General features: G+C 66.7%; 19 protein-coding genes. 11 read left to right on the top strand and 8 right to left on the bottom strand.

All coding sequences use genetic code 11. From position 1 onward, the window contains the following. The first annotated feature begins 5 nt into the window (after nt 1-5). The 6 genes from BGN95_RS20645 to BGN95_RS20620 all read left to right on the top strand — a co-directional run bounded on the left by BGN95_RS20645 (nt 6) and on the right by BGN95_RS20620 (nt 11,756). Nucleotides 6-1,061 carry an efflux RND transporter periplasmic adaptor subunit gene (locus tag BGN95_RS20645; protein WP_286773859.1) on the top strand — a complete coding sequence of 352 codons (1,056 nt, stop codon included), beginning with the start codon at nt 6-8 and terminating at the stop codon, nt 1,059-1,061. Beyond that, nucleotides 1,058-4,216: an efflux RND transporter permease subunit gene (locus tag BGN95_RS20640; RefSeq protein ID WP_286773858.1), complete on the top strand. Its 3,159-nt coding sequence runs from the start codon at nt 1,058-1,060 to the stop codon at nt 4,214-4,216. The genes BGN95_RS20645 and BGN95_RS20640 overlap by 4 nt, the downstream gene beginning before the upstream one ends. Then, nucleotides 4,213-7,464: an efflux RND transporter permease subunit gene (locus BGN95_RS20635; RefSeq protein ID WP_286773857.1), complete on the top strand. Its 3,252-nt coding sequence runs from the start codon at nt 4,213-4,215 to the stop codon at nt 7,462-7,464. Before BGN95_RS20640 ends, BGN95_RS20635 begins: the two co-directional genes overlap by 4 nt. Next, nucleotides 7,461-8,915 (top strand): efflux transporter outer membrane subunit, encoded by a 1,455-nt coding sequence (locus tag BGN95_RS20630; RefSeq protein WP_286773856.1) that lies wholly within the window; start codon nt 7,461-7,463, stop codon nt 8,913-8,915. Before BGN95_RS20635 ends, BGN95_RS20630 begins: the two co-directional genes overlap by 4 nt. Before the next feature lie 98 nt (nt 8,916-9,013). After that, complete coding sequence (locus BGN95_RS20625) at nt 9,014-10,537, top strand: DUF1800 domain-containing protein (RefSeq protein ID WP_286773855.1); 1,524 nt, start codon at nt 9,014-9,016, stop codon at nt 10,535-10,537. Between the two features lie 10 nt (nt 10,538-10,547). Continuing rightward, entirely contained in the window at nt 10,548-11,756 is a 1,209-nt protein-coding gene (locus BGN95_RS20620; protein ID WP_286773854.1) for a DUF1501 domain-containing protein, read from the top strand. Between the two features lie 127 nt (nt 11,757-11,883). On the opposite strand, the gene BGN95_RS20615 is transcribed toward BGN95_RS20620, so the two are convergent. Next, a complete protein-coding gene (locus BGN95_RS20615) occupies nt 11,884-13,059 on the bottom strand; it encodes an acyl-CoA dehydrogenase family protein (protein ID WP_286773853.1) in 1,176 nt (391 codons plus the stop codon). Then, nucleotides 13,056-13,565 (bottom strand): MarR family winged helix-turn-helix transcriptional regulator, encoded by a 510-nt coding sequence (locus BGN95_RS20610; protein ID WP_179513414.1) that lies wholly within the window; start codon nt 13,563-13,565, stop codon nt 13,056-13,058. Before BGN95_RS20610 ends, BGN95_RS20615 begins: the two co-directional genes overlap by 4 nt. 143 nt (nt 13,566-13,708) lie before the next feature. Here BGN95_RS20610 and BGN95_RS20605 point away from each other — a divergent pair, with 143 nt between their 5' ends. The 3 genes from BGN95_RS20605 (at nt 13,709) to BGN95_RS20595 (ending at nt 17,888) form a co-directional block, all read left to right on the top strand. Then, nucleotides 13,709-14,194, top strand: a complete 486-nt coding sequence (locus BGN95_RS20605; RefSeq protein ID WP_265313885.1) for a DUF3237 domain-containing protein — start codon at nt 13,709-13,711, stop codon at nt 14,192-14,194. Nucleotides 14,195-14,285: 91 nt separating this feature from the next. Next, on the top strand, nt 14,286-15,542 hold the full coding sequence (locus tag BGN95_RS20600) for an acyl-CoA dehydrogenase family protein (protein WP_286773852.1): 1,257 nt from the start codon (nt 14,286-14,288) through the stop codon (nt 15,540-15,542). 108 nt (nt 15,543-15,650) lie between these two features. Next, on the top strand, nt 15,651-17,888 hold the full coding sequence (locus BGN95_RS20595; protein WP_286773851.1) for a TonB-dependent receptor: 2,238 nt from the start codon (nt 15,651-15,653) through the stop codon (nt 17,886-17,888). A gap of 239 nt (nt 17,889-18,127) precedes the next feature. On the opposite strand, the gene BGN95_RS20590 is transcribed toward BGN95_RS20595, so the two are convergent. After that, nucleotides 18,128-18,370, bottom strand: coding sequence for a hypothetical protein (locus tag BGN95_RS20590; protein WP_286773850.1), 243 nt, complete (start codon nt 18,368-18,370; stop codon nt 18,128-18,130). Nucleotides 18,371-18,381: 11 nt separating this feature from the next. Further along, a complete protein-coding gene (locus BGN95_RS20585) occupies nt 18,382-19,371 on the bottom strand; it encodes a glycerophosphodiester phosphodiesterase (RefSeq protein ID WP_179513409.1) in 990 nt (329 codons plus the stop codon). 64 nt (nt 19,372-19,435) lie between these two features. On the opposite strand from BGN95_RS20585, the gene BGN95_RS20580 reads away from it, so the two are divergent. Together BGN95_RS20580 and BGN95_RS20575 are read left to right on the top strand one after the other, a co-directional pair. Continuing rightward, entirely contained in the window at nt 19,436-19,561 is a 126-nt protein-coding gene (locus BGN95_RS20580) for a hypothetical protein (RefSeq protein ID WP_286773849.1), read from the top strand. After that, nucleotides 19,558-20,157, top strand: a complete 600-nt coding sequence (locus BGN95_RS20575) for an NTP transferase domain-containing protein (RefSeq protein WP_179513408.1) — start codon at nt 19,558-19,560, stop codon at nt 20,155-20,157. Before BGN95_RS20580 ends, BGN95_RS20575 begins: the two co-directional genes overlap by 4 nt. Nucleotides 20,158-20,202: 45 nt before the next feature. Here the strand turns inward: BGN95_RS20575 and BGN95_RS20570 are convergent, their stop codons facing one another. The 4 genes from BGN95_RS20570 to scpA all read right to left on the bottom strand — a co-directional run. Next, complete coding sequence (locus BGN95_RS20570) at nt 20,203-22,182, bottom strand: acetyl-CoA carboxylase biotin carboxylase subunit (RefSeq protein WP_286773848.1); 1,980 nt, start codon at nt 22,180-22,182, stop codon at nt 20,203-20,205. A 178-nt stretch (nt 22,183-22,360) separates the two neighbouring features. Then, entirely contained in the window at nt 22,361-23,365 is a 1,005-nt protein-coding gene (bioB, locus tag BGN95_RS20565) for a biotin synthase BioB (RefSeq protein ID WP_286773847.1), read from the bottom strand. Then, entirely contained in the window at nt 23,362-24,636 is a 1,275-nt protein-coding gene (locus BGN95_RS20560) for an O-acetylhomoserine aminocarboxypropyltransferase (RefSeq protein ID WP_286773846.1), read from the bottom strand. The genes bioB and BGN95_RS20560 overlap by 4 nt, the downstream gene beginning before the upstream one ends. Continuing rightward, on the bottom strand, nt 24,633-26,450 hold a 1,818-nt coding region (gene scpA, locus BGN95_RS20555), incomplete at its 5' end, for a methylmalonyl-CoA mutase (RefSeq protein ID WP_286773845.1). The genes BGN95_RS20560 and scpA, both read right to left, overlap by 4 nt.

Here is a 26,450-nt window from a genome sequence, read left to right as displayed (position 1 = left end):
CCGATATGCCGGTCTATGTCACCGCGCTCGGCACCGTCCAGCCGCTCGTCACCGCGACGGTGCGCACCCAGCTCGCCGGCACCCTGTTCAAATTGCTGTTCACCGAAGGGCAGATCGTTCGCCAGGGACAGGTGCTGGCGCAGATCGACCCGCGCCCGTATCAACTCGCGCTCGCGCAGGCCAAGGCCAATCTGGCGCGCGACACCGCGCAGCTCGCTGCGGCGCAGGTCGACCTCAACCGCTACGAGACCCTGCTCAAGCAGGATTCGATCGCGAGCCAGCAGGTCGATACGCAACGCGCCACCGTCCGCCAGCTCACCGGCACCGTCGCCGCCGACCGCGCCGCGATCGGCACCGCCGAACTCAACCTCAATTACACCGCGGTGAAATCGCCGATCACCGGGCGCGTCGGCATCCGCCAGGTCGATATCGGCAATTACCTCACCCCTTCGGACACCAACGGCATCGTCGTGGTGACCCAGCTCGACCCGATCGACGTCGGCTTCGCGTTGCCGCAGGCGCAGCTTTCGGACATCGGCCATGCCGCGGGGAGCGGCGCCGGATTACCGGTGCAGGCGCTCGACCAGAACAACAATAAGGTGCTCGTCACCGGCCGTTTCCTGACCTTCGACAATCAGGTCGACACCACCACCGGCACGGTCAAGGCCAAGGCGCGGTTCGACAACAAGGGCAATGCCCTGTTCCCGAGCCAGTTCGTCAACGTCTCGATGCTGGTCAACACGCTGCACAATGCGGTGACGGTGCCGGTCACCGCGGTGCGCCACGGCGCGCCGGGCGATTTCGTGTTCGTGCTGCAGAAGGACCGCACGGTGAAACTGGTCCCGGTCAAGATCGGGCCGAGCGCCAACGGGCAGGTCGCGATCCTCTCGGGGATCGCCGCCGGCACGACGGTCGTCACCGAAGGCGCCGACGGGCTGGAGGACGGATCGACTGTCCGCCTGCCGGGCGACAAGGGCGGCCCCGGTGCGGGCGGTCGCGGCGGTAAAGGCGGCGGCGGTCAGGGCCGCCACCACCGCGGTCAGGGCAATTCGGCCGGATGAGCGACGCCGCCGCGCCCCCCGCGCCAATGCCGACCGAGCCGCCCGCCCAGCCCGGCGGCCCGTCGCGCGCGTTCATCCTGCGCCCGGTGGCGACGACCTTGCTGATGGTCGCGATCCTGCTCGCCGGGCTCGTCGCCTATCGCTCGCTGCCGCTCTCGGCATTACCCGAGGTCGACTACCCGACGATCCAGGTCTCGACGCTCTATCCCGGCGCTAGCCCCGATGTGATGGCGCTGACCGTCACCTCGCCGTTGGAACGCCAGTTCGGCCAGATGCCGGGGCTGACGCGGATGACCTCCGCCTCCTCGTCGGGGGCGTCGGTGATCACGCTGCAATTCCGGCTCGATCTGTCGCTCGACGTGGCGGAGCAGGAAGTGCAGGCAGCGATCAACGCGGCGAATACCCTGCTGCCGACCGATCTCCCCGCCCCGCCGATCTATGCCAAGGTCAACCCGGCCGACGCGCCGATCATCTCGCTCGGCATCACCTCCGACACCCGCCCGCTGGGTGAGGTGCAGGGGATCGTCGAGCGCCAATTCGCCAACAAGATCGCGCAGGTTTCCGGGGTCGGGCTGGTCTCGATGTCGGGCGGGCAGCGGCCGGCGGTGCGCATCCAGGCCAATGTCGCGGCGCTCGCGGCGCGCGGCATGTCGCTCGAAACGATCCGCACCGCGATCGGCAACGCCAATGCCAATGCCGCCAAAGGCAGTTTCGACGGCCCGACCAAGAGCTGGACGATCGACGCCAACGACCAGCTCGGCGACGTCACCAGCTATCGCACGCTCGTCATCGGGTTCGCCAATGGCGCGCCGATCCGCCTGTCCGATGTCGCCAATGTCGTCGAGGCGACCGAGAATGTGCGGCTCGGCTCGTGGATGAACGGCAAGCCCGCGGTGGTGATCGACGTCCAGCGCCAGCCGGGCGCGAACGTCATCGGCACGGTCGATGCGATCAAGGCCGGGCTGCCCGATCTGGAGGCGCAGCTTCCCGCCGACGTGCATGTCACCGTGCTGACCGATCGTACCGCGGGAATCCGCGCCTCGGTGGCCGACGTGAAGCTCGAACTGGTGCTCGCCGTCCTGCTCGTCACGCTCGTGATCTTCCTGTTCCTTGGCTCGCTCCGCGCGACGATCATCGCCAGCATCTCGGTGCCGCTGTCGCTCGTCGGCGCGTTCGCGGCGATGTATTTCCTCGGCTTCTCGATCAACAATCTCACCTTGATGTCGCTGACGATCGCGTCGGGGTTCGTGGTCGACGATGCGATCGTCGTGCTGGAGAATATCAGCCGCCATATCGAGGACGGGATGCGCCCGTTCGAGGCCGCGCTGAAGGGCGCGAGCGAGATCGGCTTCACGATCATCTCGCTGACGGTCAGCCTGATCGCGGTGCTGATCCCGCTGCTGTTCATGGGCGATGTCGTCGGGCGGCTGTTCCGCGAATTCGCGGTGACCCTGGCGGTGACGATCCTGCTGTCCGCGGTGGTCGCGCTGACGCTCGTGCCGATGCTCTCCGCGCGCTGGCTCCGGGCTGAGCATGAGGAGCGGCAGCATCGCCTGTCCGAAGTGACCCGCGACTGGTTCGATCGCGTCGCGCATCATTATGCCCGCGCGCTCGATTGGGTGATGGCGCGCGCGGCGCTGACGATGCTGGTGTTCGCGGGCACGCTCGCGGTGACCGGATTGCTGTTCTACGTCATCCCCAAGACGCTCTTTCCCGAGCAGGATACCGGCCAGATCGCGGTGACGACCAGCGCGGCGCAGGATATCGGCTTCACGCGGATGGCGGGGCTCCAGCAGCAGGTCGCGCAAGCGTTGCTCGCCGATCCGTCGGTCGCCAGCCTCAGTTCGGCGATCGGGGTCGACGGGCAGAATGCCACCTTGTCGCAAGGCCGGATGATCGTGAACCTCAAGCCCGAGGGCGAGCGCGGCAATCTGGAGGAGGTGCTCGCCAGCCTCAATCACGCGGTGTCCAATGTGCCGGGAATGCGGGTCTATTTCCGCCCGGTGCAGGATCTGACGATCGATACCTCGACCGGGGTCAACGCCTATCGCTTCTCGCTACAGGGCGCGGACGAGGCTTTGGTCGACCAATGGGGCGCCAAGCTCGCCGCGGCGCTCAAGAAGGACAAGCATCTCAACAACGTCACCTCCGACGTGCTCGCCAACGGCCGCGCGGTGGTGGTCGATATCAATCGCGACGTCGCCGGCCGGCTCGGGCTGAGCGCGCTGGCGATCGACAATGCACTCTACGACGCCTTCGGCCAGCGCATCGTCTCGACGATCTACACCCAGTCGAGCCAGAATCGCGTCATTCTGGAGGCGCAGCCGGGCACGGTCGCCGATCCGCAAGCGCTGGGCGATCTGCGCATCCCGCTGGCGGGCGGCGCGAGCGTCCCGCTCTCGGCCGTGGCGACGATCCGTACCCAGGATGCGCCGCTCGTTGTTGCGCGCGAGGCGCAATTCCCCGCGGCGACGATCGGCTTCGATCTCGCTCCCGGCGTGTCGCTGGGCAGCGCGGTGAGCGCGATCGAGCGCGCCGAGCGCCAGATCGGCGTGCCGCCCGCGATCACCACCAATTTCACCGGCGCGGCGAGCGCGTTCAAGGCGTCGCTCGCCAACGAATTGTGGCTGATCCTCGCCGCGATCGTCGTGGTCTATATCGTGCTGGGGGTGCTCTACGAGAGCTTCGTCCACCCGGTGACGATCCTGTCGACCCTCCCCTCCGCCGGGATCGGCGCGCTGCTCGGGCTGTGGCTCACCGGATCGGGGCTCGGGGTGATCGGGATCATCGGCATCGTCCTCTTGATCGGCATCGTGAAGAAGAATGCGATCATGATGATCGACTTCGCGCTCGATGCGATGCGCGAGGAAGGCGCCGATGCGCATCACGCGATCCGTCAGGCCGCGCTGCTGCGTTTCCGCCCGATCATGATGACCACTTTCGCCGCGCTGTTCGCGGCGATCCCGCTGATCTTCGGCGGCGGGATGGGGCATGAGCTGCGCCAACCGCTCGGCATCGCGATCGCCGGCGGCTTGATCTTCAGCCAGGTGCTGACCCTGTTCACCACCCCCGTCATCTTCCTCGGGCTCGAAAACTGGCGCGAGCGCGGCTGGCGCGTGCGGCGCGGCACCGCGGGCGAGGCGCGCCCGGCGTGAACATTTCCGCGCCCTTCATCCGGCGGCCGGTGGGGACGATCCTGCTGACGATCGGGCTGATGCTCGCCGGCGTCGGGGCGTTCTTCATGCTGCCGGTGGCGCCGCTGCCGCAGGTCGATTTCCCGACGATCATGGTGCAGGCGAACCTGCCCGGCGCGAGCCCGTCGACGATGGCCTCCAGCGTCGCCGCGCCGCTGGAGCGGCACCTCGGCACGATCGCCGGGGTGTCGGAAATGACCTCGCGCTCGGGGGTCGGTTCGTCGTCGATCGTGCTGCAATTCGATCTGTCGCGCGACATCGACGGCGCCGCGCGCGACGTGCAGGCGGCGATCAACGCCTCGCGCGCCGATCTCCCCGCGACGCTCAGGACCAACCCGAGCTACCGCAAGGCCAATCCCGCCGAAGCGCCGATCCTGATCCTCGCGCTCACCTCGCCGACGCGCAGCCCATCCGAAATCTACGACGCCGTCTCGACCGTGGTGCAGCAGAAACTGCTCCAGGTGCAGGGGGTCGGCAATGTCGAGCTGGGCGGCGCGGCGCTCCCCTCGGTACGGATCGAGGTCAATCCGCTGGCGCTGTCGCGCTACGGCATCGCGCTCGAGGATGTGCGCACCGCGCTGCAATCCGAAAGCGCCAACCGGCCGCGCGGCATACTCGATGCCAAGGGGTTCAGCTGGCAGATCTATTCCAATCAGGCCGGGCTCCACGCCGCCGATTATCGCGGGACGGTGATCGCGTGGCGCAACGGCGCGGCGGTGCGGCTGTCAGACATCGCCAATGTCGTCGACGGCCCCGAAGACATTCGCACAATGGGGCTGTTCAACGGCAAGCGCGCGGTGCCGGTGCTGATCAGCCGCCAGCCGGGGGCAAATATCGTCCAGGTGGTCGATTCGTTGAAGGCGCAGCTTCCCGCGCTGCGCGCCGCCGTCCCGCCCGACATCCACCTGGACGTCGCCAGCGATCGCACGCTGACGATCCGCGCCTCGCTGCGCGAGGTGGAGGTGACCTTGCTCATCGCCACCCTGCTGGTGGTGCTGGTGGTCAGCCTGTTCCTGAGAAGCTGGCGCGCGACCTTGATCCCCGCGGCGGCGGTGGTCGCCTCGTTGCTCGGCACGATCGCGGTGATGTATCTCGCCGGGTTCAGCCTCGACAATCTCTCGCTGATGGCGCTGACCGTCGCGACCGGGTTCGTCGTCGACGATGCGATCGTCGTGGTGGAGAATATCAGCCGGCATATCGAGGCGGGGATGAAGCCGCTCGCCGCCGCCTTCGCCGGTGCGCGCGAGGTAGGGTTCACCGTGCTGTCGATCTCGCTGAGCCTGATCGCGGTGTTCGTGCCGCTGATCTTCATGGGCGGGCTGGTCGGGCGGCTGTTCCGCGAATTCGCGCTGACCATGTCGATTGCGGTGATGATCAGCCTCGTCGTCTCGCTCACCACCACCCCGATGCTCGCCTCGCGCGTGCTGCTGGGCGAGGAGAGCGAGGGGCGCGTGATGCGCTGGGCGCGGCAGTCGTTCGATTGGGCACAGGCGCGCTACGCGGTCGCGCTCGATTGGGCATTGCTCCACCGCGGCGCGGTCCTCATCCTGCTCACCGGCACGGTGGTGCTCAACATCTATCTGATCGCGATCGCGCCCAAGGGCTTCTTCCCGCAGCAGGATACCGGCGGGCTGATGGGCGGGCTGCGCGCCGACCAGAGCATCTCGTTCACCGACATGCAGAACAAGCTTACCCGCATCGTGCATATCGTGAAGGGCGATCCGGCGGTGGCGACGGTGGTGGCGTTCACCGGCGGATCGCGCGCCGGCGGCGGGTTCATGTTCGCGACCCTGAAGCCGCGCAACCAGCGCCCGCCGGTACAGGCGGTGATCGCGCGGCTGCGGCCCAAGCTCGCGCGGGTCAGCGGGGTCAGCCTGTTCCTCAATCCTGTACAGGATCTGCAGGTCGGCGGGCGATCGAGCAACAGCACCTATCAATATGTGCTCAAGGCCGACGACCCCGATGTGCTCAAGGCCGCCGGGCAGAAACTGGTCGATGCGCTGAAACAGCATCCCGACACCGTCACCGATGTCGATATCGACCAGCAGGATGCCGGCGCCGATGCCTTCGTCGAGGTCAATCGCGACGCCGCGGCGCGGCTCGGGGTGACGATGCAGGCGGTCGACGCCGCGCTCTACGATGCTTTCGGCCAGCGCCAGGTGGCGAACATCTATTCGGGGCTCAACCAATATCATGTCGTGATGGAGGCGGCGCGGCAGTTCAACGGATCGCCGGCCTCGCTCGCCAACATCTATCTGCCGCTCAATCCGCCGGCCAACAATGCGAGCAACAACCCGACCCCGACGCCGAGCGCGTCGGCGACCCCGACCGCCGCCGCGCCGACCGCGAGCACTGGCGGCACCGGCGCCGGCGGATCGGCGGTCGCCGCGGGCAATGCGGTGAGCACCACCGCACGGACGATGACGCCCCTGTCGGCGATCGCGCGCTGGTCGACCGGATCGACCAACGCCTCGGTCAGCCATTCGGACGGCGAGCCATCTGCCACGGTATCGTTCAACCTCCCCGCCGGCGTCTCGCTGGGGCAGGCGGCGCAATTGATCGCACAGGTGCAGGCGAGCCTCGCGCTCCCCGCGACGGTCCACGGCGAATTAGGCGGCACCGCCAAGGTGTTCGCGCAATCGACCGGATCGATGCCGCTGCTGATCCTCGCCGCCTTGCTCGCGATCTACATCGTGCTCGGCATCCTCTACGAAAGCGCGATCCACCCGCTCACCGCGCTCTCCACCCTCCCCTCGGCGGGTGTCGGCGCGATGATCGCGCTGATCGTCACCGGCGGCCAGTTCGACATCATCGCGCTGATCGGGATCATCCTGTTGATCGGGATCGTGAAGAAGAATGCGATCATGATCATCGATTTCGCGCTGGAGGCGGAGCGCGGCGAAGGGCTCGATCCGGTCGCTGCGGTGCGCGAGGCGTCGCTGCTGCGCTTTCGCCCGATCCTGATGACCACGCTCGCCGCCGCGCTTGGCGCCTTGCCGCTAGCGATCGGCTTCGGCGACGGCGCGGAGCTGCGCCGTCCGCTCGGCATCGCGATCTTCGGCGGGCTGATCGCCAGCCAGTTCATCACCCTGTTGACCACCCCGGTCGTCTATCTCGCGCTCGATCGCTTCCGTCGCCGCCACGGTGCCGCGGAGCGAGGCCTGGCGCGCCACGGCGATCTACCGCTTGCTCCCGGAGCCACCGCATGAAGCGCGCCCTGCCCGTCGTCTCCGCCCTGTTGCTCGCGGGGTGCAACATGGCGCCGGCCTATCGCCCGCCGATCAATGTCACGATCCCGCCCTCGTTCAAGGAAGCCCCCGGCTGGGGCGTCGCGCAGCCGAGCGACGCGGCGGCGCGCGGCGAATGGTGGGCGCTGTTCAACGATCCCACGCTCGACGCGCTCGAACGCAAGGTGGTGATCACCAACCAGAATGTCGCCGCCGCGCGCGGGGCCTATGAAGCGGCGCGCGCGCTGGTAATGGTCCAGCGGTCGGCCCTGTTCCCCACCGTCACCGGATCGGCGAGCGGGCAGCATTCGCAGGCCTTTTCGGGCGGCACCGCGACGAGCATCGGCGCGGGGAGCGGCAACGGCGCCGGGGTCGGCAGCAACACCGTCACCACCTCGGGCTCGCGCTATGCGCTCAGCATCGGCGCGAGCTGGGAGCCCGATCTGTGGGGCCGGCTCGGCAACGCGGTGACGCAGGCCAAGGCCAATGCGCAGGCGAGCGCGGGCGACCTCGCCAATGCGACGCTCTCCGCGCAGGGCGAGCTCGCCACCAATTACGTCGAATTGCGCGGGATCGACGCGCAGATCGTGCTGCTCGACGCGACGATCAAGGATTATCAGCGCGCGCTGACGATCACGACCAACAAGTACAAGGCCGGGACGGTCGCGCATTCCGACGTCTATCAGGCGCAGACCTCGCTCTCGAACGCGATCGCCTCGCGGCAGGATCTCGATCGCCAGCGCGCGGTGCTCGAACATGCGATCGCGGTGCTGGCGGGGGAAAATCCCTCGACCTTCACGCTTCCGCCCGTCGCGTGGCAGCCGACGGTGCCCGCGGTGCCGGGCGTGCTCCCCTCGACCCTGCTCGAACGACGCCCCGATGTCGCGGCGGCCGAGCGGCGGGTCGCGGCGGCCAATGCCAATATCGGCATCCAGCGCGCGGCCTATTTCCCGCAATTCACCTTGTCGGGCAATGCCGGGACGAGCGGCAGCAAGGTCAGCCAATTGTTCTCCGCCGCGACCAGCCTCTGGTCGTTCGGGCTCAGCGGGCTGATGACCCTGCTCGATTTCGGCGCGCGCCACGGGCAGGTGCTGCAGGCGCGCGGGCAATATGATCAGGCGGTCGCGACCTATCGCCAGACGACGCTCACCGCCTTCCAGCAGGTCGAGGACAATCTCGCCGCGACGCGCTCGCTGGCGGATGTGACCAAAAGCCGCGCCGACGCCGCCGAGGCCGCGACCCGCGCCGAGACGATCGCCAACAACCAATATCGTTCCGGGCTGGTCGACTATTCGGAGGTGATCGTCGCGCAGACCACCGCGCTCAGCGCGCGCCAGTCGCAGATTCAGGCGGTGATCAACCAGCAGACCGCCGCGATCGCGCTGGTCCAGGCGATCGGCGGTGAGTGGAGCGCGGCTGCCCCAGCCAAGTAATTGGTAAATGACGGTTAGTTCATGCCTACGTCAGGGCATGTTCAGTCATGGGCGTGCACCTTGCGCTTCTGTCGAGGCGAGTCGAGCGGAGGCAAGGGATGGCATTGGCATGGTCGCGTGGCGCAGGGTCGATCGCGCTCCTGGCGATGCTGTCCGGCGGCGCGCTGCCGGCGCAGGCGGCGCCGTCGGGCGCGGCGCAGCGGATCGCCTGGGCCAACCGGCTGACCTGGGGCGCGACCGCCGCCGATCTCGCCGCGAGCGACGGCCCCGGCAGCGACCGCTGGCTCGCCGCACAACTCGAAGCACCGCCCGCCGATCTCCCGCCCGATGCCGCTGCGCAGGTCGCCGCGATGCGCATCACCCGGGAGCCGCTGGCGCAGATCGTCGTCACGCAGCAGGCGATGCAGCGCGATGCCAATGCGCTGGTCGATCCCGAGCAGAAGAAAGCGGCGCGCGAGGCGTATCAGAAAAGCATGAACGCGCTGGCCGACGAGGCGCGCTCGCGTTCGATCCTGCGCGATCTCTATGCCCCCGATCAGCTGCGCGAGCAGATGACGTGGTTCTGGTTCAACCATTTCAACGTCCAGGCCGGCAAGCGCGATATCCGTGCGATGGTCGGCGATTATGAGGAGACGATCCGCACCCACGCCTTCGGGCATTTCCGCGACCTGCTCGAAGCGACGCTGCGCCACCCGGCGATGCTGCGCTACCTCGATAACGATCAGAATGCCGCGGGGCGGATCAACGAGAATTACGCGCGCGAGATCATGGAATTGCACACGATGGGGGTCGGCTCCGGCTACACCCAGCAGGATGTGCAGGAACTGGCGCGGATCCTCACCGGGGTGGGGGTCGATCTCAACCACGACGCGCCACGGATGCGGCCGCAGCTCCAGCCGCTCTACCTCCGCGCGGGCCTGTTCGAGTTCAACCCCGCGCGGCACGATTTCGGCGACAAGCACTTCCTCGGCCACACGATCAAGGGATCAGGCTTCGGCGAGGTCGAGCAGGCGCTCGATCTGATCGCCGCGGCGCCCGCCACCGCGCATCACGTCTCGGCGCAGATCGCCGGCTATTTCATGGGCGACGCCCCGCCCCCCGCGCTGGTCGGTCGCATGGCGCAGACCTTCCAGCGCACGCATGGCGATATCGCGCAGGTGATGCGCACGATGATCCGCGCCCCCGAATTCGCCGCGTCCCTGGGCAAGACCTTCAAGGACCCGATCCACTATGCGATCTCGGCGGTGCGCCTGACCTATGGCGATCGCGTGATCCTCAACCCGCAGCCGATCAACAACTGGCTCAACCGCATGGGGCAAGGGCTCTACAACCACGAGACCCCCGACGGTTACGACATGCACGCCGCCGCCTGGTCCGGCCCGGGACAGATGGCGACGCGGTTCGATATCGCCAAGCAGATCGGCGGCGGCGCCTATGGCCTGTTCCGCTTGCCCGGCACGACCGCCGACCGCCCTGCCTTCCCGCAATTGCAGAACGCACTCTATTTCAACGGCCTGCAGGACGCGCTCGCCCAACCGACGCGTGCCGCGTTGGCCGAGGCGACGTCGCCGCAGGAATGGAATGCGCTGTTCCTGTCGTCCCCCGAATTCATGCACCGTTAGCGAGGTTGCCATGACGCCGCATGTCCATCGCCGTGATCTGCTCAGGGGCGCCGCCGCGCTCGCGCCGCTGGTGATCGCCGGCCGCGCTTTCGCCGCGCCGCAGGCGGGAAGCCGGCTGCTCGTGATCTTCCTGCGCGGCGCCTATGACGCTACCAATGTGATCGTGCCGACCGGGAGCGACTTCTACCATCAGGCGCGCCCGACGATCGCGCTCGGCAAGCCCGATCCGGCCGATCCCAAGGCGCCGCTGCCGCTCGACGCGCACTGGAGCCTCCACCCCGCGCTCAAGGACAGCATCCTGCCCTTGTGGCAGCAGCGCCAGATCGCCTTCGTCCCGTTCGCCGGCACCGACGATATGAGCCGCAGCCATTTCGAGACGCAGGACACGATCGAGCTCGGCCAGCCGGTCGGCGGCCATCGCGATTACGGATCGGGCTTCATGGCGCGGCTGGCGGGGATATTGGGGCGCGGCGACAAGCCGATCGCCTTCACCGATCAATTGCCCTTGTGCTTCCGCGGGGGCGCGGCGCCGGTGCCCAATCTCGCGCTCGCCAATGTCGGCAAGCCGATCGATACGCGGCAGGCCAAGCTGATCGAGCGGATGTATGCCCAGCAACCCGCGCTGTCGCGATCGGTGGCGCAGGGGTTCGAGGTGCGCGACACCGTCTATCGCACGCTCGACGAGGAGATGAAGGCGGCAAGCCGCGGCGCGGTGAGCGCCAAGGGCTTCGCTTTGTCCGCCAGCCGGATCGGCACGCTGATGCGCGCGCAGTTCAACCTCGCCTTCGTCGATGTCGGCGGGTGGGATACGCATGTCAATCAGGGCGGCGCGACCGGCTATCTCGCCGATCGGATCGGCGAATTGGGGCGCGGGCTGGCGGCCTTTGCCGAGGCGATCGGCGCCGAGGCGTGGCGCAACACCAATGTCGTCGTCGTCTCCGAATTCGGCCGCACCTTCCGCGAGAACGGCGATCGCGGGACCGATCACGGGCACGGCAGCATCTATTGGGTGCTCGGCGGCGGGGTGGCCGGTGGGCGGCTGGCGGGGGATCAGGTCGCTTTGTCCCCTGCCACGCTCAACCAGGGCCGCGACCTGCCGGTGCTGACCGATTATCGCGCGCTGATCGGCGGGCTTGTCGCGCGGCAATTCGGGCTGGGGGCGGATCGGCTCGCGGGGCTGTTCCCGGGGGCGAAACCGCGCGATCTGCAGTTGATCTAGCGCCCCCTCTCCGTTCGCCCTGAGCTTGTCGAAGGGCTGCCCTTCTTCATCGGAAGAAAGTGCAGGGCTTCGACAGGCTCAGCGCGAACGGTGGAGAGGGAAGCCGGAGGTATCGCGCGGCGCTCGATTACCCGCCGTGCGCCGCCTTCCAGTCGCGCTTCACCTTTTTGGCGAGGCTCCATTTGTGCACCTCGGTCGGGCCGTCGTAGATGCGGAAGGCGCGGACTTCGCGGAATACCTGCTCGACGATCGTGTCCCCGGTCACCCCGCTCCCGCCCATCACCTGCACGCAGCGATCGGCGATGCGCATCAGCGCTTCCGACACGGCGACCTTGGCCATCGAGCTTTCCGCGGTGCCGAGATCGCCGCTATCGAGCACCCTCGCGCACCAGTCGATCATCAATTCGGCCTGTTTCAGATCGATCAGATTTTCTGCCAGCATGAAGCCGACGCCCTCGTGATCGACCAAAGCCTTGCCGAACGCATGGCGCCGGCAGGCGTAATCGGTCGCGATTTCGTTGGCGCGGACGCAGGCGCCATACCAGCGCATGCAGTGCGACAGCCGCGCCGGGCTCAGCCGAACCTGGGCATATTTGAACCCCTCCCCGGCCTGGCCGAGCATCTGATCGGCGGGAACGCGGAGGTTTTCGATGCGGATCGTCGCGTGGCCGCCGGGCATCGAACTGTCGATCGTATTGGGGACGCGCTCGATGACGATCGCCGGATCGGGCAGGTCGACGAGGAACATGCACGCGCCCTCGTCGGCCTTGGCCATCACGATCCCGACCTTGGCCCCGGCGGCGCCGGTGATGAACGCCTTGCGCCCGTTGATCACCCAGTGATTGCCGTCCGGGCGGCAGGTGGTGAGCATCATCGACGGGTCGGAGCCCGCCCCGCCCTCCGCCGCGGGCTCGGTCATGAAAAAGGCCGATCGCGCGCGGCCCTCGACCAGCGGCTTGAGGAAGCGCTCCTTGATCTCCGGGCTGCCGACCTTGCCGAGCAGATACATATTGCCCTCGTCGGGCGCGGCGGTGTTGCAGGCGAGCGGGCCGAGCGGCGACAGCCCGGAGCGCTCGAGGACGATCGCGGTCTCGCGCTGCGACAGATGGCGGCCGTCGGGCAGGATATGCGGGGTCAGCACCCCCGCGGCGCGCGCCTTTTCGCGCATCTCCATCACCAGTTCGTCGGTCGGCGCATCGTGGTGGTCGCGGCGCGGATCGCGCTCATAGGGGACGATCACCTCGCGGACGAAGCGCTCGACGCGATCGGCGATCTCCAGCGTCTTGTCGATGCCGATGCTCATGGATTCTTCTCCTCGACGGGTTCGTAAGTGGTGGGGGTGGTCACCTCGGGCGGGTCGCCCCAGTCGCGCGCCAGCAGCGCGCCGAGCGCTGCCATCGCGTCCGCGCCGAGCCGCTGGCCGAGTTCATGCTCGATCGCATACATCGTCGCGCGCGCCGCCCGCGCCAGCGCGCGGCCTTCGGGCTGGAATTCGACGATGCTCGCGCGCCCGTCGCTCGGATCGGGCGAGACACGAACGATATTGCGCCGCGCCAGTTCGTCGAGCATCTGGCTCATCGACTGCCGCGTGATGCCAAGGTTATGCGCCAGCCGCGCCGGGCGGCGCACCCCGAGCGCGAGATTGGCGAACAGCATCGACTGGATTCGCGTCACCGGGGGCCAGCCCGCGCGGCGCAGCGCCGCCTGCAGCGCCTCGTCATACCAATAGACCGCGCGCAGCAGGTTCATCAGCATCATCGGATGCGGCGCGGCGATCGGCGCCTGGGGCGAATCCTCTGCCGCTGCCATAATCCGAACCCGTTTCCCCTCTTGCCGGCTTGCGGTGCTGTAAGTGAGGCGCCGCGCGGTGGCAACGCAACCGGCCGCGCTTGACGCCCTCCCGTCATTACTTAGTATTCAAAGCAATGATCGATCAGTGGAGAGGTGTCGAGATGAAAAAGATTCCGGGGGTCGAGCCGCGTTTCGGCCATTTGTGCTCGTATCGCGCCGAATTCACCGAGCCGCAGCAGATGGTCGGCCGCGCGCATTTCGGGACGCGGATGATCGCCGCGCTGACCGGCGGCACCCTCACCGGCGAGCGACTGTCGGGCCGGGTGATGCCGAGCGGGGGCGATTGGGCGACGATCGACGAGCGCGGGGTGCTCCGGCTCGACGCGCGGGTGACGTTCGAGACGCATGACGGCGCGCTGATCTACGTCTCCTATCGCGGCGTGCTGCGCCCGATGGACAAGGTGCGCGATTATTCGCGCCGCGGCGGGCCGCAAACGCCCGAGGAACACGCCCAGGTCTATTTCCGCACCGCGCCGATCTTCGAGACGGGGCACCCCGATTATCAGTGGCTCAACGATATCGTCACCGTGGGGATCGGCGCCTCGGTGGGCGGTGCGGTGGAATATGACGTGTACGAATTGCTGTGACGGAGAAGGTTAGATTCCTAATTGCATTTAGTCAGCTAACCTGACAATATCGGCCTGCGCCCATCAGAAGGCCCATTGTCAGGAGAGTCCCATGACCGACCTCAAGCCGCTGACCGTCCAGCCGTTTATCCCCGCCAATGATGATTTCATGACGCGCGCCGCGCTTGCCGCGCTCACCCCGGCGGAGCTGATCCGCCGCACCACGGCGTTGAAGCCGCTGCTCGCCGCGCATGCCGCCGAATGCGAGCGGGTGCGCCACCCGCTGGTCGAGACATGGAACGCGATCCGCGCGACCGGCTGCTTCTATCACTTCATCCCGAAGAAATATGGCGGGCTCGAATTCGACGCCGACAGCTTCATCGACGCGATGCTCCCGCTGAGCGAGGGCTGCCCGTCGACCGGCTGGGTCGCGGCCTTTTGCGTCGAGCATAATTGGATGCTCACCCAATTCCCCGAACGCTTCCAGGACGAGATCTTCGGCACGCGCGCGGGCGACCGCGTCCCCTATGTCATCGCGCCGGGGGTCACCGCGCCGCCGGGCAAAGCGGTGCCGGTCGACGGCGGCTATCGCATCAGCGGGCGGTGGAAATGGGGCACCGGGGTGATGCATTCCGATTGGGTGCTGGTCGCCTGCGCGATCGTCGACGGCCCGGCGAACGTGGTGCTGTTCTGCGCGCTGCCGACGCGTGAGGTGACGGTGATCGACACCTGGCACATCGACGGGATGGAAGGCACCGGCAGCCACGATCTGCTGATCGACGACATATTCGTCCCCGATTACCGCACGATGGACATGACCGAGATGCGCAATGGCACCGCGCATGGCGCACGGCTCTACGACAATCCGCTCTATCGCCAGCCGATGATCCCGTTCCTCGGGGTGACCGCGGCGATCTCCGGGGTCGGCGCGGCGCGCGCGGCGGTGGCGCAGTTCCGCAAGCAACTCGCCGAGCGCGTGGTCCACGGCACCGATATGAAGCAGGCGGAAAAGCCCGCGGCGCAGATGCGGCTCGCCAATGCCAATGTCATGGCGCGCACCGCCGAGCTGCTGCTGCGCGACGCCGTGAACACCAATATCGCGCTCGCCCGCCCGGAGGGACGCGCCGATTTCATCCAGCGCTCGCACATGCGGCTGCAGATCGCGCAGGCGATGGAATTGTGCCGTCAGGCGATCATGATGGTCGCCGAAGCGAGCGGTGCCAGCGCGCACCTGCGCAGCAATCCGATGCAGCGCTACCTGCGCGACGTGAACGTGATGTCTAACCATATCGTCTATGACAAGGACGGTGCCGCCGAGCTGCACGGCCGCGCGCTGATCGGCCTCCCGCCCAACGCCCTCACCTTTTGAGATTGACAGGAGGCCTGTCAGTTAGTTTACTAACTAAATCGGAAATGTCCGATACCGAAGCGGCGGCGGAAGATTGCCGCGCGGATCCGATGAGCGGAGGAGAGCAGGATGCAGGGTTCGAAATATCACCGTCAGACGTTGATGCGGGGGGCGGCGCTGCCGCTGCTGATGCTGTCGGCCACGCCGGCGTTCGCGCAGGATGCGAGCGCGGGGAACAGCGACCCGCGCGCGGCGCAACAGCCGCTCGGCAACGACGTGGTGGTCACCGCGACGCGGCGCCCGCAGACCCTGCTCGACGTGCCCTTGTCGGTCGCGGTCGTCTCGGGCGACGCGCTCGACAAGATGGGGGTGCGGCAGTTCAACGATCTCCAGTCGGGCATCCCCAACCTCCAGATCGACCAGACCAACGGCAATTTCGTCATCAACATGCGCGGGCTCGGCTCGGGCGGGGGCAATCTCGCGTTCGAGCAATCGGTCGGCTTCTTCGTCGACGGCGTCTATTCGGGGCGCTCGCGCTCGCTGCAGACCGCGATGATGGACGTCCAGCGCGTCGAGGTGGTGCGCGGGCCGCAGGGCGCGTTGTTCGGCAAGAACACCGATGCCGGCGCGATCAGCGTGATCACCGCCGCGCCGACGCGCGATTTCCAGGGCCGCGTCTCGGCCGGCTATGAAGCGGTCAACAACGGCTGGAATGCGGAAGGCTATCTCTCCGGCCCGATCACCGACACGCTCTCGGCGCGGCTCAGCGTCCAGGGCGGGCACGCCGGCGGTTATATGTACAACCGCGCGACCAAGCAGGACGACAACGGCAATAATTATCTCGGCATCCGCGGCCAGCTCCTGTTCGAGCCGATGAAGGGCATGTCGGCCAAGCTCAAGGTCGAATACGGGAAGAACGATTACAAGGGCAACAACCTCGCGTTCAACGGGCTGGGCACCAGCGCGATCGCCAATGCGATCCGCGCGGCTTCGGCGCCGTACGGCGGGGTCCCCGAATATCCCAGCTTCGTCCGGGTGGCGGATTCGACCTATGGCCGCGGCTTTTCGCGTACCGAAACGCTCGGCGTGACGCTCACCACCAACACCGATCTCGGCGGCGGGGTGCAGCTGACGACGATCGGCGGCTATCAGCATATCAAGGCCAATACCGAAACCGATATCGACAACAGCCCGCTGACGCTGATCGACAATCTGCACATCGAGCGCACGACGCAGATTTCGCAGGAAGCGCGGCTATCGGGGTCGATCGGCAAGCTCTCGCTGATCGCCGGGCTGCAATATTATTATGCGCAATCGCATATCGTGCAGAATGTGTTCTGGAATTTCTCGCCGGCGTTGCGCGGCCCGTCGGTACTGCCGTTCGACCAGAAGAGCGAATCGATCTCGCCCTTCCTCGCCGCCAATATGGAGTTGCTGCCCGGGCTGACGATCGACGGCAGCGTGCGCTACAGCGACGAGACCAAACAGGCGCGGATGCAGATGCTGCCGGGCGGGCCAGCCTCGTTCAGGCCCTACGACATACGCGCCAAGCGCCACGAGAAATTGTGGGATTATTCGGGCAAGATCAGCTATAAATTCAGCCGGCTCGGACAGGTCTACGTCAGCTATGCGACGGGCAGCAAGGGCGGCGGTTTCGTCGCCAACGACACCCAGCTCGGCAATACCGGCAAATATCAATTCGATCCCGAGCGCGCGAAATCCTGGGAGGCCGGGGTCAAGCTGCGCGGGGAGCGCGGGGTATATGATCTCAACCTCGCGGTGTTCAGCACCAATTTCGACAATCTTCAGGTGTCGTCGTTCAACGGCACCAGCTTCGTCACCGGCAATGCCGCCAACGTGCGCTCGCGCGGTATCGAGGTGGAGGGCAATGTCCGCCCGGTCTCGTTCCTCAGCTTCGGCGGGAATGTCGCCTATCTCGATGCGAAATACCGCAGCTACAACGGCCCGTGCATCTATAACCAGACCTGCCCGCTCGGCTATTCCGACCTCAGCGGCTATCGCCTGACCCGCGCGCCGAAGTGGAAATGGAGCGCTTACGGCCAGGTCGACGCCCCGCTGTCGGGCGATCTGGATTTCACCGCGCGCGGCTCGGTCAATTATACCGGGCTGACCAATTATCAGGACACACAGAATCCGGCGACGATGATGCCCGCCTATACCACGGTGGACGCGCGGATCGGGATCACCAACAAGGCGCACGGCTGGGATGTCGCGGTGGTCGGCCGCAACCTCACCAACAAGGTGAGCTGGAGCCAGGCATTCGGGGTCCCGTTCGTCGGCGGGGCGACGGCGGTGTTCGTCAATCCGAGCCGGACGGTGACGTTTCAGGTGTCGAAGAACTTCTGAAACTCAAAAGGGGGATGTGGCGGGCCGGCAGCAATGCCGCCCGTCTTTTTTTGAGCGGCGCGCGCGAAATACGACCCGTTCGCCCTGAGCCTGTCGAAGGGCTGCCCTTCTTGCGGGGAAGAAAGGGCAGGGCTTCGACAGGCTCAGCCCGAACGGGGAGAGGTGATCCGACCTAGCCCGCGATGCGCCAGATTGCCCGGCGCGGACCAAATGTCACCAACGCGACGATGATTTCTATGCTACCGCTGCGGTTGCTGCGCATAGCCGTTCTGCGCGCACTCGGGCGCATCGGGATGCTTGTGGCAGCGCTCGGCCTGTTTGCGCATCTTGCGGGCATAAGCGCGATCGCGCTCGGACGGGCTGGTCGTGCTCCAGTCGACGACCTTGCCGGTTGCCTTGACCGGCGCGGTGGCGACGCTGGTGATGGTGCGCACGCACCCCGCCGTCGCGATCAGCGGCAGCGCCGCCAGGATGATCGTCATCGCTCGCCGCGTCATTTCTTCCGCTCCCGCTGCACCTCGTCGCGCGCCTTGACCCCGATCCCCGGGAAATCGCTGAAGAAGCCGTCGAGCCCGCGGCGCAGCGCGGCCTTGATCTCGCCGTCCAGATCGCCGTGCTCGCGCGGATTGAGCCCGTTGCGATATTCGGACGGCAGGAAATAATTTTCGGCGCGATAGGTCCAGGGATGGACGCGCAACCCCGCGGCATGCGCGGCGCTGATCAGCCCGGTCGGCAGTTTGCCGTCCCACAGCATCGATTTGTTGGGGCCGATCCCGAAGGCGTAAGAGGCGATGTCGCGCAATCCTTCGGGGGTCAGCATCGCGGCATAGCTCGGCGCGGCGCCGTCCGCCGGGCCGCCTTCCTTGTCGACCAGCTGGATCAGCCGGATGCCGGTCATCTGGTGGATCCGCTTGAGATTCTCCACCTCGAACGACTGGATGAAGACCGGTGCGTCGGGGGTGTTCCACCCCGCCGCCTGCAATTGCTTCACCAGCAGCGCGTCGGTCGGGTGGCCGATCGAGGCGAAATAGGTCGGGTGCTTGGTCTCGGGATAGATGCCGACATGGTGGCGCTTGGCGAGCGCGATGATCTCGGCGAGCGTCGGGATCTCGAACTGCCCGTCATATTTCCGGTTCTCGGGGCGGAGCAGCGGCAGCCGCTCCTTCGCGCGCAGCGTCTTCAGTTCGGCGAGCGTGAAATCCTCGACGAACCAGCCGGTCAGCTTCTGCCCGTCGATCGTCTTGGTGGTGCGGCGCGCGGCGAATTCGGGATGTGCGGCGACGTCGGTGGTTTCCGAAATCTCATTCTCGTGCCGCGCGACGAGCACGTCGTCCTTGGTCGGCACCAGATCGGGTTCGATGAAATCCGCGCCTTGCTCGATCGCCCGCTCATAGGAGCCGAGCGTATGCTCGGGCCGTTCGCCGCTCGCGCCGCGATGCGCGATGACGATCGGGGCGGAAAGCGGGGAAATGGCTTCGGTCATCGGCCGATCCTGCCCCTTTCCGCATGCCGTGACCAGCAATGCGAGGAGCACGAGTATTTTTCGCATGGGCACCAACATCCAGCGCAAGCGTTACCCTCTCAAGGCGAACGGAGCGCGAGCCATGATTTTTACGACCAACGGTGTGCAGCGCAAGGCGAACGCCCGCGCCACACGGCGGATCGGGCGATGATCCCGGTCGAACAGACCGTGCTCGCGCTGCTTGCCGCGGGCAAATCGAAGCGGTTCGGCGATATCGGCAGCAAGCTCGACGAAATGTTCCTCTCGCGCCCGCTCGGGCTGCATGTCGCGGTGACGCTGGAGGACGTGCCGTTCAAGGAGCGCGTGGCGATCACCAACGGCTGCGAGATCGATTTCGCCGCGCATCGCTTCACGATCATCCCCGATCACGATCCCGATCGCGACATGGCGTCGGCGGTGCGGCTGGGGGTGGAGCGCGCGCGCGACGCCGGGGCGGCGGCGGTGATCATCGCGCTGGCGGATATGCCGCGCGTCACCGCGACGCATATCTACCGGCTGCTCGACGCCGCCGACGGCCCTTCGGCGGTGGTCGCATCGAGCAACGGCCGCTACCCCTCGCCGCCGGTGCTGTTCGGCGCGGCGCGGTTCGACGAGGTGCTGGCGATCCGCGACGATCAGGACGCGCGCGACATGATCCGCGCCGGGGTGCATGTTGTGACCAACGAACAGGAATTGATCGACGTCGATACGCCCGAGGAGCTCGAACAACTCCGCGCGCTGGTCCACGCGCCCGAAGCGCGGCGGTAAATGCGATAATAAAGCCCCTCCCCCAAAGGGGAGGGGAGTTTCCGGTCACTCCAGTTCCAGGATCACCTGATCGACCGCGAGGCTTTCGCCCGCTTCCGCATTGACCGTCTTCACCACCGCGGATTTCTCGGCGCGCAGGATGTTTTCCATCTTCATCGCCTCGACCACCGCGAGCGCCTGCCCGGCCTCGACCTTGTCGCCGGCCTTGACGTCGAGCCGCACGAGCAGCCCCGGCATCGGCGCGATCAGGAACTTCGACAGATCGGGCGGGATCTTCTCGAGCAGATGCTTGGCATAAGGCGCGATCCGCGCCGGCAGCACGCGCACCTTGTGGCTCGCGCCGCGCGCGTTGAGCGTGAAGCCGGTGCGGGTGCGCGCGATCTTCACCGTCAGCGGCGCCGCACCGTCGACCACCGCGAAGCGATCGCCCGGGAAATAGTCGATCGTGCCGTCGAGCGGCTTGCCATCGACCGTCACGTCGTCGCCGTCGACCGTGACCGCGTGATCCTTTTTGCCGATCCGCACCACCCAGTCGGCCGGCGCATCGAGCGGCGCGCCGAGCTGGCCGTCGACATGCCGCGCGCGCTCGGCCCAGGCGACACCCGCATAAGCCGCGACACCCGCCAGCGTGCGTACCAGTTCGTCCGAGGCCGGGGCGCCGTGGAACCCCTCGGGATATTCCTCGGCGATGAACCCGGTGGTGATATTGCCCGAACGGAAGCGCGGGTGCTGCATCAGCGCCGAGACGAAATCGAGGTTGGTCCCCGGCCCTTCGATCTCGAACGCGTCGAGCGCGGCGATCTGCTTGTCGATCACCTCCTCGCGGGTCTTGCCGTGGGTGATCAGCTTGGCGATCATCGGATCGTAGAACATGCTGACCTCGCCCCCCTCGCGCACGCCGTCGTCGACGCGCACGCCGTCGCCGGCCTCCGGCGGGGCGTAACGGACGAGCCGGCCGATCGAGGGCAGGAAGCCGCGGTAGGGATCCTCGGCGTAGACGCGGTTCTCGACCGACCAGCCGTTGATCTTCACGTCCTTCTGCGCGAACGACAATTTCTCGCCGGCGGCGACGCGGATCATCTGCTCGACCAGATCGAGCCCGGTGATCTCCTCGGTCACCGGATGCTCGACCTGCAGCCGGGTGTTCATTTCGAGGAAATAGAAGCTCTCGCCGGTCTTGTCCGCGCCCGAGACGATCAGCTCGACCGTCCCCGCGCTATAATAGCCCACTGCGCGGGCCAGCGCGACCGCCTGCTCGCCCATCGCCTTGCGCATCTTCGGCGTGACGAACGGCGACGGCGCTTCCTCGACCACCTTCTGGTGGCGGCGCTGCACCGAACATTCGCGCTCGTTCAAATAGACGATATTGCCGTGCTGGTCGCCGAGCACCTGGATCTCGATGTGGCGCGGGCTTTCGATGAACTTCTCGATGAACACGCGATCGTCGCCGAAGCTGGCGAGCCCTTCGCGCTTGGTCGCCTCGAAGCCTTCGCGGACGTCCTGCTCGCTCCACGCGAGCCGCATCCCCTTGCCGCCCCCGCCGGCCGATGCCTTCATCATCACCGGGAAGCCGATGTCCTTGGCGATCTTCACCGCATCCTCGGTCGTCGCGATCTCGCCGAGGAAGCCGGGGACGACATTGACCCCCGCCTGTTTGGCGAGCTTCTTCGATTCGATCTTGTCGCCCATCGCGGCAATCGCCTTGGGCGGCGGCCCGACGAAGGCGATTCCCGCCTCGGCGCAGGCCTTGGCGAAGCTCTCGCGCTCGGAGAGGAAACCGTAGCCGGGGTGGATGCAGTCCGCCCCGGTCGCCTTGGCGGCGGCGAGGATCAGATCGGCCTTGAGATAGCTTTCCGCCGCCGGCGCCGGCCCGAGCCGCACCGCCTCATCGGCCATCAGCACATGCGGGCTGCGCGCATCGGCATCGGAATAGACCGCGACCGTCTTGAGGCCCATCTTCTTCGCGGTGCGGAATACCCGGCACGCGATCTCGCCACGATTGGCGACAAGGATTTTCTTGAACATTGTTTCAGCTTCCGTCGAAAAGCAGCGAATATCGATGGTAGAAGATCAGGTTGCCTCTATTCTCTGTTCCCCGGCGAAGGCCGGGGTCCAGCCCCGAAAAGCTTTCGCGCGGCAGCGCGATCGGCGCGCTGCGCCGAGACTGGACCCCCGCCTTCGCAGGGGAACGGAGCATACGTTCTCACTCAGCCGCCTCGCACACCCGCATCGGCTCTTCGGCTTCCATCGGGCGCACGCCCAGTTTCGCGAACAGCGCCGCATCGGCGCTGTCGCCGCGGTTGCCGGTGGTGAGCAATTTGTCCCCGGTGAAGATCGAATTGGCCCCGCACATGAAGCACAAGGCCTGGGTCGCTTCCGACATGCTCTCACGCCCGGCGGAGAGGCGCACCATGCTCATCGGCATCGTGATCCGCGCCACCGCCACCGTCCGCACGAATTCGATATCGTCGATCTTCGCCAGCGGCGTATCGGCGAGCATGTCGCCCAGCACCGTGCCCTTCACCGGCACCAAGGCATTGACCGGCACGCTTTCCGGGTGGCGCGGCAGCGTCGCGAGCGCGTGGATGAAGCCGACGCGATCATCGCGCGTCTCGCCCATCCCGACGATCCCGCCGCAGCACACGTTGATCCCCGCCGAGCGAACGTTTTCCAGCGTCTCGAGCCGCTCGCCGAACGTGCGGGTGGAGATTACCTCGCCATAACGTTCGGGCGAGGTATCGATATTGTGGTTGTAATAATCGAGCCCGGCATCGGCGAGCTGGCGCGCCTGACTGGGGGTCAGCATGCCCAGGGTCATGCAGGTTTCCATCCCCATCTCGCGCACGCCCTTCACCATTTCGATGATCGCGGGCATGTCGCGGTCCTTGGGGTTGCGCCACGCCGCGCCCATGCAGAAGCGCTGCGAGCCCGAATCCTTGGCCTGCGCCGCGGACTGGAGCACCGCGCGCACGTCCATCAGCTTGGTCGCCTTGACCCCGCTGTCGGCGTGCGACGATTGCGAGCAATAGCCGCAATCCTCGGGGCAGCCGCCGGTCTTGATCGACAACAGGGTGCACAATTGCACCTCGTTCGCGGCGTGATGCGCGCGATGCACCTCGGCGGCGCGGAACACGAGATCGCCGAACGGCAGGTCGAACAGCGCGGCGATCTCCTCGCGCGTCCAGTCATTACGGGTTTCGGTCGTCATGCGGCCTCCAGTGCCTGCTCGATATCTGCGATGATGTCGGCGATATTCTCGATCCCCACCGAGACACGCACCACATCGGGCCCCGCGCCCGCGGCGATCCGCTCGGCATCGGGCAATTGGCGGTGGGTGGTCGAGGCGGGGTGGATGATCAGCGAGCGCGTGTCGCCGAGATTGGCGAGATGGCTGAACAATTTGACGCGCGAAACCAAAGCGATGCCGGCGTCATACCCGCCCTTCAGCCCGAAGGTGAACACCGCCCCGCCCTTGCCGCCGAGATAACGTTGCGCGAGCGCGTGATAGCGGTCGCCCGGCAGCCCGGCATAGGAAACCCATGCCACCTTGGGGTGGTTCTGCAGCCATTGCGCGAGCTTCAGCGCATTGTCGCAATGCCGCTCCATGCGCAGCGCGAGCGTTTCCATGCCGGTCAGCGCGAGGAAGGCGTTCATCGGCGCCAGCGCCGGCCCGAGATCGCGCAGCCCCAGGGTCCGCGCGGCGAGGATGAAGGCGAGATTGCCGAACGCCTCAGTGAACACCTTGCCGTGATAGGAATCGTTCGGCTCGCTCAGATACGGATATTTCCCGCCCTTCGCCCAATCGAACGTGCCGCCGTCAACGATCACGCCGCCGATCGAATTACCGTGCCCGTTGAGGAATTTGGTCAGCGAGTGGACGACGATATCGGCGCCGTGCTCGATCGGGCGGCACAGCATCGGGGTGGCCATCGTATTGTCGACGATCAGCGGCACGCCCGCGTCATGCGCGACCTTGGCGATCGCCGCGATATCCTGCACCACGCCGCCGGGGTTGGCGAGGCTCTCGATGAACACCGCGCGAGTGTCCGGGGTGATCGCGGCCGCGACATTGGCCGGATCGTCGGCATCGACGAACGACGCATGCCACCCCATTTTCTTGAAGCTCGACCCGATCTGGTTGAGCGATCCGCCGTACAGCCGCTTCGCCGCGACGATATGCTTCCCGGGCTCCATCAACGTGTGGAAGACAAGGAATTGCGCGGCATGCCCCGAGGCCACCGCCAACGCCGCCGCCCCGCCCTCGAGCGCGGCGACCTTGCCCTCCACCGCGCCGTTGGTGGGGTTCATGATGCGGCTGTAGATGTTGCCGAAGGCATCGAGGTTGAACAGGCTCGCCGCGTGATCGACATCGTCGAACACATAGGAAGCGGTCTGGTAGATCGGGGTGATCCGCGCCTTGGTGGTCGGATCGGGCGCGGTGCCCGCGTGGACCGTCAGCGTCTCGATATGCTGCGTCATTCCGCCGCCTCCGCCTGCGGGGGCATATTGTGGCCGAGCAGCCGCAACACTTCTTCCGCCGCCTTGATGAGATTGGTGCCCGGGCCGAAGATCGCCTGCACACCGGCATCGTACAACGCCTGATAATCCTGCGCCGGGATCACCCCGCCGGCGACGACCTTGATATCGGCGCGACCGGCGTCTTTCAGATGGCCGATCAGCTCGGGGATCAATGTCTTGTGCCCGGCGGCGAGGCTCGAAGCGCCGACCACGTCGACGTCCTTCTCCAGCGCCAGCGCAGCGGCTTCCTGCGGGGTCTGGAACAGCGGACCCGCGACGACCTCAAACCCGAGATCGCCGAACATCGACGAGACGAGATTGGCGCCGCGGTCATGCCCGTCCTGCCCCATCTTGGCGACGAAGATGCGCGGCTTGCGGCCGAGGCGGTTCCCGGTCGAGGTGACGCCCGAGAGCAAACGCTCCCAACGCTGGTCGTCGCGATAGGCGCCGCCATAGATACCCTTCACCGGGGTGGGGAAGGTACCGAAACGGCCGAACACATCCTCCATCGCCGAGGAGATCTCGCCGAGCGTCGCCCGCGCGCGGGCCGCTTCGACGGCGAGGGCGAGGAGGTTGCCGTCGCCCCGGGCACCCTCGCGCAATGCATCGAGCGCCGCCTGGCACGCGGCGGAATCGCGCTCCGCCTTCACCTTGTTGATGCGGCGGATCTGCGCCTCGCGCACCGCGTGATTGTCGACATCGAGGATCTCGATCTCATCCTCGTTGGCGAGGCGATATTTGTTGACCCCGACGATCACATCCTCGCCGCGGTCGATCCGCGCCGCGCGCGCGGCGGAGGCTTCCTCGATCATCGCCTTGGGCCAGCCGGCGGCGACCGCCTTGGCCATCCCGCCCTCGCGCTCGACGCGCTCGATGATCTCCCACGCGCCGTCGACGAGCTGCTGGGTCAGGCTTTCGATATAATAGCTGCCGCCGAGCGGATCGACCACCTTGGTCATCCCGGTCTCTTCCTGGATCACGATCTGCGTGTTGCGGGCGATGCGGGCGGAGAAATCGGTCGGCAGCGCGATCGCCTCGTCGAGCGCATTGGTGTGGAGCGACTGGGTGCCGCCGAGCATCGCCGCCATCGCCTCGATCGTGGTGCGGATGACGTTGTTGTACGGATCCTGCTCGGTCAGCGAGACGCCGCTGGTCTGGCAATGCGTGCGCAGCATCTTGCTGCGCTCGTCCTTCGCGCCGAGCCTGGTCATCACGCGATGCCACAGCACGCGCGCCGCGCGCAGCTTCGCCACTTCCATGAAGAAGTTCATGCCGATCGCGAAGAAGAACGACAGCCGACCGGCGAACTTGTCGATATCGAGCCCTGAGGCGACGCCGTATTTCACATATTCCATGCCGTCGGCGATGGTAAAAGCCAGCTCCTGGAGCTGCGTCGCGCCGGCTTCCTGCATGTGATAGCCGGAGATCGAGATCGAATTGAACTTCGGCATCTCGCGGCTGGTGTAGGCGAAAATGTCCGAGATGATCCGCATCGAGGGTTCGGGCGGGTAGATATAGGTATTGCGGACCATGAACTCCTTGAGGATGTCGTTCTGGATGGTCCCGTCGAGCAATTTGCGCTCGACCCCCTGTTCCTCGCCCGCGACGATGAAGAAGGCGAGCACCGGGATCACCGCGCCGTTCATCGTCATCGACACGCTCATCTGATCGAGCGGGATGCCGTCGAACAGGATCTTCATGTCCTCGACGCTGTCGATCGCCACCCCGGCCTTGCCGACATCGCCCACCACGCGCGGGTGATCGCTGTCGTAGCC

The organism is Sphingomonas sp. 66-10 (assembly GCF_001897045.1).
GTDB lineage: Bacteria > Pseudomonadota > Alphaproteobacteria > Sphingomonadales > Sphingomonadaceae > Sphingomonas > Sphingomonas lycopersici.
Note: the sequence above shows the minus strand (reverse complement) of the source record. Positions and strands in the feature narration are given on the sequence as shown.